We start from the raw sequence: 11,569 nt of genomic DNA, 5'->3' as shown, positions 1-11,569 counted from the left end.
CTGATCGCGGCGACCATCGCGATCGCGGGTCTGTCCGTGACGGTGTGGGCGCACCACATGTACGTCACCGGCGGTGTGCTGCTGCCGTTCTTCTCCTTCATGACGTTCCTCATCGCCGTACCGACCGGCGTGAAGTTCTTCAACTGGATCGGAACGATGTGGAAGGGCTCGTTGTCCTTCGAGACACCGATGCTCTGGGCGACCGGCTTCCTCATCACCTTCACCTTCGGTGGTCTGACGGGTGTCATCCTCGCCTCGCCGCCGATGGACTTCCATGTGTCCGACTCGTACTTCGTGGTGGCGCACTTCCACTACGTCGTCTTCGGCACCGTCGTCTTCGCGATGTTCTCCGGCTTCCACTTCTGGTGGCCGAAGATGACCGGCAAGATGCTCGACGAGCGCCTCGGCAAGATGACCTTCTGGACGCTGTTCATCGGCTTCCACGGCACCTTCCTGGTCCAGCACTGGCTGGGCGCCGAGGGCATGCCGCGCCGTTACGCCGACTACCTCGCGGCCGACGGCTTCACCGCCCTGAACACGATCTCGACGATCAGCTCGTTCGTGCTCGGCGCGTCGCTGCTGCCCTTCTTCTACAACGTGTGGAAGACGGCCAAGTACGGCAAGCCGGTCGGCGTCGACGACCCGTGGGGCTACGGCCGCTCGCTGGAGTGGGCGACGTCCTGCCCGCCGCCGCGGCACAACTTCCTCACTCTGCCGCGGATCCGTTCCGAATCCCCGGCGTTCGACCTGCACCACCCTGAGATCGCCGCCCTCGACCAGCTCGAGAACGCACCTCACGGTGAAAAGGCTCTGGCTGGTGGCAAGGAGGCCGGCAAGTGAAGGTTCAGGGCAAGATGTTCATCTGGCTGAGCGTCTTCATCCTCGCCATGGCGGTCGTCTATGGCGTGTGGTCGAAGGAGCCGGCCGGCACGACGGCCCTCTTCCTGGCCTTCGGTCTGTCCATCATGATCGGCTTCTACCTGGGCTTCACGGCCCGGCGGGTCGACACGGGCGCCCAGGACAACAAGGAGGCGGACGTCGCGGACGACGCCGGCGAGGTCGGGTTCTTCAGCCCGCACAGCTGGCAGCCGCTCTCCCTCGCGATCGGTGGCGCGTTCGCCTTCCTGTCGGTCGCGATCGGCTGGTGGCTGATGTACTTCTCGGCGCCGCTGATCCTCATCGGCATCTGGGGCTGGGTCTTCGAGTACTACCGCGGTGAGAACCGCACCCAGTAACACGAGCTGAGCTCATCAGGAGCCCGGACACTCCGTCAGGAGCGTCCGGGCTCCTGCGTTTGCAGCAATCGGCGTCACCCGTACGCGCTACCCGGCGCGCCATGGTTGACCTGGCTTCCTAGCGTGAGGCCATGAGCAAAACACCGCGCACGAGCCCCTCCATAGGCTGCACGCTCCTGCTGATCGCGTTCGGCGCGAGCGCCACCGGCTGCGGCAGCGACGGCAACCCGCTGTCCGCCGAGCCGTACGACGCGGCCGACCAGATCGCCTTCAACGGCCCCACGGGCGACGGCAAGAAGGCCGACCCCGACAAGCCCCTGGAGATCACCGCGGAGGACTCCGACGGCCGCATCACGGACGTCACCGCCAGGGACGCCGCAGGACGCTACGTCGCGGGCGAACTCTCCGCCGACGGCACCCGCTGGCACAGCACCTCCCCGCTGGCCGCCAATGCCCGCTACACGGTGCGCGTGAGCACCGAGGACGAGGACGGCGCCCCCGGCCGCAAGGTCCTCACCTTCGACACCAGCAGGCCGACGACCCAGAAGCAGCTCACGGTGGAGTTCGGCCCCAAGGCGGGCACATACGGCGTGGGCCAGCCCGTGACGGCCGAACTGAGCCAGCCCGTCAAGGACAAGAAGCAGCGGCAGACGGTCGAGCGGGCCCTCAAGGTCGACTCCACGCCCGCCGTGGAGGGCGCCTGGCACTGGGTGGACGACAAGGAACTCCACTACCGCCCCAAGGAGTACTGGCCCACCCACGCCACGATCCAGGCCCGCAGCAACCTTGAAGGCATCAAGATCAGCGACCGTCTCCGGGGCGGCGAGGCCAAGCCCCTGACGTTCACCATCGGCGACCAGGTCATCGCCGTCACGGACGCCGCGTCCCACCAGCTGACGCTCTACCGCAACGGCGAGGAGGTCAGGTCCATACCGGTCACGACCGGCAAGCCCGGCTTCGAGACCCGCAACGGCGTCAAGGTCGTCCTGGGCAAGGAGTACTTCGTACGTATGCGCGGCACCAGCATCGGCATAGCCGAGGGCTCCGCCGACTCGTACGACCTACCGGTCTACTACGCCACCCGCGTGACCTGGAGCGGCGAGTACGTCCACGCCGCCCCCTGGTCGGTCGGCTCGCAGGGCTACGCCAACGTCAGCCACGGCTGCACCGGCATGAGCACCGCCAACGCCGAGTGGTTCTTCGACAACGTCCGCGAGGGCGACATCGTCAAGGTCATCAACTCGTACGGCAACACGATGGAACCGTTCGGCAACGGCTTCGGCGACTGGAACCTCGACTGGAAGAAATGGCGCAACGGCAGCGCCCTGGTGGGCGGCACCCCCGACGGCCCGAAGCCGGAGGAGGCAGCACGTCTCAGGCCGACAGCAGTGTGACGCCCCCAGGGGCGCGGGGAACTGCGCGACCGGCCACAACGGACCCGCAGTCGCCCGCAAACCCACACCGCCGAGCTCCTAGGCGCTCTGAAGCCTCTTCGTCCGCAACAGAGATGCCAACGCCGCCGCGAACTCCACCGGCTCCACAGGCAACGTCACCGCCGCCTCGGCCCGACTCCACGTGGCCAGCCACGCATCCTGCGGCCGCCCGATCAACAGCAGCACCGGCGGGCAGTTGAACACCTCGTCCTTGATCTGCCGGCAGACCCCCATGCCCCCCATGGGCACGGCCTCACCGTCCAGCACACAGACGTCGATGCCCCCCTTGTCCAGCTCCTTGACGACGGCGGCAGGCGTCGCACACTCCACGAACTGCACCACAGGCACGTCCGGAGCGGGCCGGCGCCCGGTGGCCAACCTCACCTGCTCCCGGGTGTTGGAGTCGTCGCTGTAGACCAGCACCGTGGCGGTCGGCTGCATTGTTCCTCCGTGACGTCAGCGTCGTAAGGACAGGCCCGTTGGGCCGGATGCTACTCCCTTGAACACCACGTCAACACCGGTACGAACGGGGAAGACACTCCGAACGGCACCCCCCGGAGTGAGGGCGGGATAAGCGACCGACATAATGTCGGTCGTGGCGACAGCAACGACAGTAGACAAGGGTCACGCGCACCCGTCGGTCAATCGACCGAACCTCACCAGCGTCGGAACCATCATCTGGTTGAGTTCCGAGCTGATGTTCTTCGCGGCCCTCTTCGCGATGTACTTCACCCTGCGATCGGTGACCGGTCCGGACTTCTGGCATGAGAAGGCGGACGCCCTGAACTTCCCGTTCTCGGCGACGAACACCACGATCCTGGTGCTCTCCTCCCTCACCTGCCAGCTCGGCGTCTTCGCCGCCGAGCGCGGTGACGTGAAGAAGCTCCGGGGCTGGTTCATCGTCACCTTCGTCATGGGTGCGATCTTCATCGGCGGTCAGGTGTACGAGTACACCGAGCTGGTCAAGCACGAGGGCCTCTCGCTCTCGTCCGACCCGTACGGCTCGGTCTTCTACCTGACCACCGGCTTCCACGGCCTGCACGTGACGGGCGGTCTGATCGCCTTCCTGCTGGTCCTCGGCCGCACCTACGCGGCGAAGAGGTTCACGCACGAGCAGGCGACCGCCGCGATCGTCGTGTCCTACTACTGGCACTTCGTCGATGTCGTCTGGATCGGCCTCTTCGCCACGATCTACATGATCAAGTAGCCGGGCCCGATCCCGCGCGCGTTCCACAAACGCACATACCGCAAGCATCGACGCAGAAGATCCTGACACCGGGGTAATCCGTGAAAAAGCTCTCCGCACGACGACGCCATCCGCTGGCGGCGGTCGTCGTCCTACTCCTCGCGCTGGCGTGCACGGGGGGGCTGTACGCCGTGTTCGCGCCCGCGGACAAGGCGCAGGCCGAGGAATCCGCCCAGTCCCTCACCATCGAGGAGGGCAAGAAGCTCTACACCGTCGGCTGCGCCAGCTGCCACGGAACCGGCGGTCAGGGCACCTCTGACGGTCCGAGCCTGGTGGGCGTCGGCGCCGCAGCCGTCGACTTCCAGGTCTCCACGGGGCGTATGCCGGCCGCCACCTCCCAGGGCGCCCAGGTCCCGAAGAAGAAGAACATCTACTCGCAGGCCGAGATCGACCAGCTCGCGGCGTTCATCGCCTCGCTGGGCGCCGGCCCGTCCGTCCCGACCGAGGAGCAGTACAGCCCCGAGGGTGCGGACATCGCCGCGGGCGGCGAGCTCTTCCGCAACAACTGCGCCCAGTGCCACAACTTCACGGGCAAGGGCGGCGCGCTGACGCACGGCAAGTTCGCGCCGACGCTCGAGGGCGTCGACCCGAAGCACATCTACGAGGCCATGCAGACCGGCCCGCAGAACATGCCGTCCTTCCCCGACACCACGCTGTCGGAGCAGAACAAGAAGGACATCATCGCGTACCTGCACGCGGTCAACAGCGACGAGACGGTCAACCCGGGCGGTCTGGAGCTGGGCGGCCTCGGGCCGGTCAGTGAGGGTCTGTTCGGCTGGATCTTCGGACTCGGCGGCTTGATCGCCATCGCCGTGTGGGTCGCCGCCCGGACCGCAAAGGCCAAGAAGTCATGAGTAGCCAAGACATTCCAGAAGAGAACCTGCCCGCTGAGCAGGACGCCCACGTCGCGGTAGCCGACGAGAAGCACCCGTTCGCCGACCCGGGGCTGCCGCCCCACGAGCACCGGATCCAGGACATCGACGAGCGGGCCGCCAAGCGGTCCGAGCGCACGGTCGCCCTGCTGTTCACGGTGTCGATGCTGGCCACCATCGGCTTCATCGCCTCGTTCGTGGCGATCCCGCACGACAAGTCGATCTTCGTCTTCCCGCTCGGGCACATCAACGCGATGAACTTCGCGCTGGGCCTGACCCTCGGGGCGGCGCTGTTCTGCATCGGCGCGGGCGCGGTCCACTGGGCCCGCACCCTGATGTCCGACGTGGAGGTCGCCGACGAGCGGCACGCGATCGCGGCGGAGCCCGAGGTCAAGGCCAAGGTCATGGCCGACTTCAAGCAGGGCGCCAAGGAGTCCGCGCTGGGTCGCCGCAAGCTGATCCGCAACACGATGTTCGGCGCGCTGGCCCTGTTCCCGCTCTCCGGTGTCGTCCTGCTGCGTGACCTCGGTCCGCTGCCCGGCACCAAGCTGCGCCACACCCTGTGGTCCAAGGGCAAGCTGCTCGTCAACATGAACACCAACGAGCCGCTGCGTCCCTCGGACGTCGCGGTCGGCTCCCTCACCTTCGCCAAGCCGGAGGGCCTGGAGGAGCACGACCACGACTTCCAGAACGAGATCGCCAAGGCCGCCCTGATGATCGTCCGGCTGCAGCCCGACGACATCAAGGACAAGCGCGAGCTCGAGTGGTCGCACGAGGGCATCGTCGCGTACTCGAAGATCTGCACCCACGTCGGTTGCCCGATCTCCCTGTACGAGCAGCAGACGCACCACGTGCTCTGCCCCTGCCACCAGTCCACCTTCGACCTCTCCGACGGTGCCCGAGTGATCTTCGGCCCGGCCGGCCACGCCCTGCCGCAGCTGCGCATCGGCGTGAACGACGAGGGCTACCTCGAGGCGCTCGGCGACTTCGATGAGCCCGTCGGTCCTGCATTCTGGGAGCGCGGATGAGCACTACAGAGACCACCGACCGCTCTCGCGGGAAGGCACCGGCCGGCGAGCGCGTCGCCGACTGGGCGGATGGCCGGCTCGGGATCTACTCCCTGGCCAAGGCCAACATGCGCAAGATCTTCCCCGACCACTGGTCGTTCATGTTGGGTGAGGTCTGCCTCTACAGCTTCATCATCATCATCCTCACGGGTGTGTACCTGACGCTGTTCTTCCACCCGTCGATGAACGAGGTGGAGTACCACGGCAGTTACGTCCCGCTGCAGGGAACGCTGATGTCGGAGGCGTTCAGCTCGACGCTGCACATCTCCTTCGACGTGCGTGGCGGTCTGCTCGTCCGGCAGATCCACCACTGGGCGGCGATCATCTTCCTCGCCGGCATGTTCGTGCACATGATGCGCGTGTTCTTCACCGGCGCGTTCCGCAAGCCGCGTGAGATCAACTGGCTGTTCGGCTTCCTGCTGTTCGTCCTGGGCATGTTCACCGGTTTCACCGGCTACTCGCTCCCGGACGACCTGCTCTCCGGTACCGGTGTCCGCTTCACCCAGGGCGCGATCCTGTCGGTCCCGATCGTCGGGACGTACATCTCGATGTTCCTGTTCGGCGGAGAGTTCCCGGGCGTCGACTTCGTCGCGCGGTTCTACTCGATCCACATCCTGCTGCTGCCGGGCATCATGCTCGGCCTGGTGGTCGGCCACCTGATCCTGGTCTTCTACCACAAGCACACGCAGTTCGCGGGCCCCGGAAAGACCAACAAGAACGTCGTCGGCATGCCGCTGCTGCCGGTCTACATGGCCAAGGCCGGAGGCTTCTTCTTCCTGGTCTTCGGTGTCATCGCCGCGCTCGCCGGCATCGCGTCGGTCAACCCGATCTGGGCCATGGGCCCGTACCGTCCCGACCATGTGTCCACGGGTGCCCAGCCGGACTGGTACATGGGCTTCGCCGAGGGTCTGGTCCGTGCCATGCCCGGCTGGGAGATCAACTTCTGGGGCCACACGCTCGTTCTGGGCGTCTTCGTCCCGCTGGTGCTCTTCGGCCTCTTCCTCGGGGTGATCGCCCTCTACCCGTTCATCGAGTCCTGGGTCACCGGCGACAAGCGTGAGCACCACCTGCTCGACCGGCCGCGCAACGCCCCGACCCGTACGGCCTTCGGTGTCGCCTGGGTCACCGGCTACATGATCATGCTGATCGGTGGTGGCAACGACATCATCGCCACCCACTTCCACCTGTCGATCAACGCGGTCACCTGGTTCGTCCGGATCGGGTTCTTCGCCGGACCGGTCATCGCGTTCATCATCACCAAGCGGATCTGCCTCGGCCTGCAGCGCCGGGACAAGGACAAGGTGCTGCACGGCCGTGAGTCGGGCATCATCAAGCGCCTGCCGCACGGTGAGTACATCGAGATCCACGAGCCGCTCAGCCAGGACGCGCTGTACACGCTCACCGCGCACGAGCAGTACAAGCCTGCCGAGATCGGCCCGACGGTCGACGAGAACGGCGTCGCGCGCAAGGTGAAGGGCTCCGAGAAGCTGCGCGCCAAGCTCAGCAAGGCGTACTTCGACGAGGACGGCCAGATCCCGAAGCCGACCGTCGAGGAGTACAAGGAGATCACGAGCGGCCACGGCCACCACTGATCGCTGCGCCAGCCACGCCACGGTTGAGGGCCCCGTCCGGTTTCACGGACGGGGCCCTCGGCCGTGCACGGGCCCCGTCCGGTCTTCGGACGGGGCCCTTCTTCGTGGCCGCCGGCTGGATAGGGTGGACCCCGTTGAGACTTGCGTCCCGTAGTGCGGGACACGTGACCCTGGAGCGGCTTATGAGCGCTGTGACCCCCGCTGGAGGCGACATCGCGGCGGGCCGTTCCTGGCCCGAGGTGCTGAGCGCGCTGCTCGGCGGACAGGACCTGAGCGCCGGCGACACGGCATGGGCGATGGACCGCTTCATGAGCGGTGAGGCCTCGGACGCCCAGATCGCGGGCTTCATGGTGGCCCTGCGGGCCAAGGGCGAGACGGTCGAGGAGATCAACGGTCTCGTCGAGGCGATGTACGCCCACGCGCAGCCGCTGGACATCCCGGGCCCGGCCGTCGACATCGTCGGCACGGGTGGCGACCGGGCCAAGACGGTCAACATCTCGACGATGTCCGCCATCGTGATCGCGGGCGCCGGCGCGAAGGTCGTCAAGCACGGCAACCGGGCGTCGTCCTCGGCGAGCGGCTCGTCCGACGTGCTGGAGAAGCTCGGCATCAACCTGGACCTGTCGCCGGAAGGCGTGGCGCGGGTGGTGGACGAGGCCGGCATCACCTTCTGCTTCGCCGCCAAGTTCCACCCCTCGATGCGGTTCGTCGGTGGCGTACGGCGGGACCTGGGCATCCCGACCTCGTTCAACCTCCTCGGCCCGCTCACCAACCCCGCCCGGGTCACCGCCTCGGCGGTCGGCTGCTTCGACACCCGGATGGCGGGGCTCATCGCCGGCGTGCTGGCCGAGCGCGGCTCGTCCGCGCTGGTGTTCCGCGGCGACGACGGCCTCGACGAGCTGACGACGACGGCCACCTCGCGGGTGTGGGTGGTCCGCGACGGCAAGGTGACCGAGGAGGCCTTCGACCCGCGCGACGTCGGCCTCGACCTGGTGCCCGTCGAGGCGTTGCGCGGCGCGGACGCGTCGTACAACGCGGAGGTCGCCCGGCGCCTGCTGGACGGCGAGACGGGCCCGGTGCGGGACGCCGTGCTGCTCAACTCGGCGGCGGCGCTGGTGGCGTTCGAGCAGACGGACGCTCCGCTCGCGGAGCAGCTCCGGCTGGGCATGGCGAAGGCGGTGGAGTCGATCGACTCGGGCGCGGCGAAGCGGACGCTGGAGCGCTGGGTGGCCGCCAGCAACGCCTGACCCGGCACATGTGACGCAGGGCGCAGTCCAGGATCCGGACTGCGCCCTTGCGCATCGAAGATCGTATGGCAGGATGTTGGACCAGGTCATGAGTGACAGTCATGAGGCCCCGGCCGACTGTCCGGCAACCCTCCGTCCGTGGCGGGGTGCCCCGGGTGAAGACCAGGCCGTAGGCAGCGAGGTCTACGGCAAGCGCGGGCCCCTCTCGAAAACCAGGGGTCCTGGTCGTTCGAGGGAGTCTTCCGTGAGCAAGCGAATGCGATAGGGCCGCTGAGCCCCGCCTCCGCACACCCTTTTCTCTTTCCTGCATGCCTCTCCACTCGCATGCCTCTCACGGGAGTTCGCCATGTCTGTCTCCACCGCTGCCGCCGACCAGTCCGTTTGCACCCCTCTGTCCGTTCTGGGGCGTGATGTCACCGTCCCGCTCGTCACCGGCGGCGAGGTCACCTACGCCGCGCTCGACTACGCCGCCAGCGCCCCCGCCCTCCAGCGCGTCTGGGACGACGTCGCCGCTTACGCGCCGTACTACGGCAGCGTCCACCGCGGCGCCGGTTACCTCTCCCAGCTCTCCACCGACCTGTTCGAGAACGCCCGCAGGACGGTCGCCGAGTTCCTCGACTGCCGGGACAGCGACCAGGTCGTCTTCACCCGGTCCACCACCGACTCGCTCAACCTCCTCGCCGCCGCCCTCCCGGCCGACTGCCAGGTCTTCGTCTTCGAGACCGAGCACCACGCCTCCCTGCTGCCCTGGCGCGACGCCCGCGTCACCTACCTCAACGCGCCCCGCACCCCGCGCCAGGCCGTGGAGACCCTGGAGCGCGCCCTCGCCGACCGCGACCCGTACGGCCCGGCCCTGGTCTGCGTCACCGGCGCCTCGAACGTCACCGGTGAGCTGTGGCCCGTACAGGAGCTCGCGGCGGCCGCGCACGCGCACGGCGCCCGGATCGTCCTCGACGCGGCCCAGCTGGCCCCGCACCACCCGGTGAGCGTCCAGGACCTCGATGTCGACTGGGTCGCCTTCTCCGGGCACAAGCTGTACGCCCCGTTCGGCTCCGGCGTGCTGGCCGGCCGTGCCGACTGGCTGCGCGAGGCCGAGCCGTACCTCGCGGGCGGCGGTGCCAGCCGCAAGGTCAGTCGGCGCGAGGACGGGGGAGTGGACGTCGAGTGGCACGAGAGCGCCGCCCGGCACGAGGCCGGCTCCCCGAACGTCATCGGCGCCTACTCCATCGCCTCCGCCTGCAAGGCCCTCACCGAGGCCGGGTTCGACAACCTGGTCGCGCGCGAGCAGTACCTGATCGAGAAGGTGCGCGCGGGTCTCGCCGAGGTCCCCGAGGTGCGGGTCCTCTCCCTCTTCGGCGACGACGCCCCGCGCGTCGGCGTCATCTCCTTCGTCGTCGACGGCTGGAACAGCTCCCACTTCGCCGCCGCCCTGTCCGCCGAGTACGGCATCGGGGTGCGGGACGGCCTGTTCTGCGCCCACCCGCTGGTCCGGACGCTGCTGGGCAGCGACCCGCAGACGCAGGGCGAGTGCGGCGCCCCGGAGGCGGCACCCGGCGAGAAGTCCCTCAACGCGATCCGGGTGAGCTTCGGGGCCGGTACGCCGGACGAGCACGTCGAGCGGTTCGTGAACGCCGTGAAGGAGCTCGTGACGGACGGTGCCCGGTGGAACTACCGCACGGAGGACGGCCGTTGCGTGCCGGACACCTCCGCGTGAGCCGGTAGCCGGGCGCCCAGCAGAATCATCCGCAGGGCGCGTTCGGTGGCGTCCGTGAGGAGTTCGGAGGCCCGCACGAGGGCCTCCGCCAGAGCCATCGGCGCTGGCAGGATGCCACTGAAGGCGTCCACGCCGGGCACGTCGTGCGCGCCCTCGCCGAGCGTGCCCGCCAGCGCGAGCACCGGACGACCCGACAGCTTGGCCCGGCGGGCCACCTCGGCCGGGACCTTCCCGCGGGGCGTCTGGTGATCCATGGCGCCCTCGGCGGTGACGACCAGGTCGGCGCGGGCCAGGCGGGCGTCCAGGTCGAGGTGGGCCAGCAGCACCTCGAAGCGGGGGAGCAGCCGGGCGCCCAACGCGGCGAGGCCGGCGCCCAGGCCGCCGGACGCGCCGGTGCCGGGGCCGTTGTACAGGTCCGTGTCCACGACACCCAGGTCACGGGTGAGGACGCGCGCCCAGTTCTCCAGCCCCGCCGACAGCTCCTCCACCTGCGCGGGCGTCGCCCCCTTCTGCGGGCCGAAGACACGGGCCACGCCGCGCTCGCCGCACAGCACGTTGTACGGGTTGCAGGCGACGAGCAGCTCGACGTCCCGCAGGCGCGGGTCCAGGCCGGACGGGTCGATCCGGGCGAGCCGCGTCAACTCACTTCCACCGCGAGGGAGTTCGAAGCCGTCGGCGTCCAGGAGTCGGGCGCCGAGGGCCTGGAGGGCGCCTGCGCCCCCGTCGGACGTACCCGAGTCGCCGCAGCCGATCAGGATGCGCCGTACGCCGGTGTCCAGCGCGGCGCGGATCAACTCACCGACGCCGTAGGTCGTCGTGGCGCCGGGATCGCGCAGGGCACGGGGGACGAGGGACAGCCCGGCAACCGCCGCCATCTCCACGACCGCCGTGTCGCGCTCGCGCGAGCCGAGCAGGGCGAAGTGCGTGCCGATCCGTTCACCGACCGGTCCCGTGGCCGGCAGTGCGACGAGCCGTCCGCCGGTCGCGGTGGCCAGCGCGGCGGCCGTGCCCTCGCCGCCGTCCACCAGCGGGATCAGGTCGATCACGGCGTCCGGCAGGACCCGGCGGACACCGTCCGCGATGGCGTCGGCGGCGGCCTGGGCGGACAGGGACTCCTTGAAGCCACTGGGGGCTACGACGACTCGGGTCAGCATCAGAGTTCT

General features: G+C 68.7%; 11 protein-coding genes and 1 riboswitch. Of the genes, 9 read left to right on the top strand and 2 right to left on the bottom strand.

The window, feature by feature from the left end:
* From ACTMVF_RS26455 to ACTMVF_RS26445, 3 genes are all read left to right on the top strand, one after another.
* Positions 1-840, top strand: an 840-nt coding sequence (locus tag ACTMVF_RS26455; RefSeq protein ID WP_441273594.1) for a cytochrome c oxidase subunit I, incomplete at its 5' end; no start/stop codon positions are given.
* The gene (locus ACTMVF_RS26450; protein ID WP_441273593.1) at positions 837-1,235 is read left to right on the top strand and encodes a cytochrome c oxidase subunit 4; all 399 of its coding nucleotides are present in this window, start codon (positions 837-839) and stop codon (positions 1,233-1,235) included. The genes ACTMVF_RS26455 and ACTMVF_RS26450, both read left to right, overlap by 4 nt.
* Before the next feature lie 131 nt (positions 1,236-1,366).
* Positions 1,367-2,629, top strand: a complete 1,263-nt coding sequence (locus ACTMVF_RS26445) for an Ig-like domain-containing protein (RefSeq protein WP_441273592.1) — start codon at positions 1,367-1,369, stop codon at positions 2,627-2,629.
* Between the two features lie 78 nt (positions 2,630-2,707).
* On the opposite strand, the gene ACTMVF_RS26440 is transcribed toward ACTMVF_RS26445, so the two are convergent.
* Positions 2,708-3,109: a hypothetical protein gene (locus tag ACTMVF_RS26440; RefSeq protein ID WP_217209456.1), complete on the bottom strand. Its 402-nt coding sequence runs from the start codon at positions 3,107-3,109 to the stop codon at positions 2,708-2,710.
* A gap of 145 nt (positions 3,110-3,254) precedes the next feature.
* Between ACTMVF_RS26440 and ctaE the strand changes: the two genes are divergently transcribed.
* From ctaE to ACTMVF_RS26410, 6 genes are all read left to right on the top strand, one after another.
* Complete coding sequence (gene ctaE / locus ACTMVF_RS26435; RefSeq protein ID WP_441273591.1) at positions 3,255-3,875, top strand: aa3-type cytochrome oxidase subunit III; 621 nt, start codon at positions 3,255-3,257, stop codon at positions 3,873-3,875.
* Between the two features lie 80 nt (positions 3,876-3,955).
* Positions 3,956-4,768 carry a cytochrome bc1 complex diheme cytochrome c subunit gene (gene qcrC / locus ACTMVF_RS26430; protein WP_441273590.1) on the top strand — a complete coding sequence of 271 codons (813 nt, stop codon included), beginning with the start codon at positions 3,956-3,958 and terminating at the stop codon, positions 4,766-4,768.
* Complete coding sequence (qcrA, locus tag ACTMVF_RS26425) at positions 4,765-5,814, top strand: cytochrome bc1 complex Rieske iron-sulfur subunit (RefSeq protein ID WP_441273589.1); 1,050 nt, start codon at positions 4,765-4,767, stop codon at positions 5,812-5,814. Before qcrC ends, qcrA begins: the two co-directional genes overlap by 4 nt.
* Positions 5,811-7,445, top strand: a complete 1,635-nt coding sequence (gene qcrB / locus ACTMVF_RS26420) for a cytochrome bc1 complex cytochrome b subunit (protein WP_441273588.1) — start codon at positions 5,811-5,813, stop codon at positions 7,443-7,445. Before qcrA ends, qcrB begins: the two co-directional genes overlap by 4 nt.
* A 182-nt stretch (positions 7,446-7,627) precedes the next feature.
* Positions 7,628-8,692, top strand: a complete 1,065-nt coding sequence (trpD, locus tag ACTMVF_RS26415; protein ID WP_441273587.1) for an anthranilate phosphoribosyltransferase — start codon at positions 7,628-7,630, stop codon at positions 8,690-8,692.
* A gap of 84 nt (positions 8,693-8,776) precedes the next feature.
* A riboswitch (SAM riboswitch) is annotated at positions 8,777-8,893 on the top strand.
* Positions 8,894-9,038: 145 nt separating this feature from the next.
* The gene (locus ACTMVF_RS26410; protein WP_441273586.1) at positions 9,039-10,406 is read left to right on the top strand and encodes an aminotransferase class V-fold PLP-dependent enzyme; all 1,368 of its coding nucleotides are present in this window, start codon (positions 9,039-9,041) and stop codon (positions 10,404-10,406) included.
* On the opposite strand, the gene ACTMVF_RS26405 is transcribed toward ACTMVF_RS26410, so the two are convergent.
* Positions 10,361-11,560 (bottom strand): glycerate kinase, encoded by a 1,200-nt coding sequence (locus tag ACTMVF_RS26405; protein WP_441273585.1) that lies wholly within the window; start codon positions 11,558-11,560, stop codon positions 10,361-10,363. The genes ACTMVF_RS26410 and ACTMVF_RS26405 overlap by 46 nt on opposite strands.
* Between the last annotated feature and the right edge of the window lie 9 nt (positions 11,561-11,569).

This window comes from Streptomyces sp. SD31 (assembly GCF_052068475.1).
Lineage (GTDB): Bacteria > Actinomycetota > Actinomycetes > Streptomycetales > Streptomycetaceae > Streptomyces.
The sequence above is the reverse complement of the archived record's forward strand: the minus strand, read 5'-3'. Positions and strand labels throughout refer to the sequence as shown.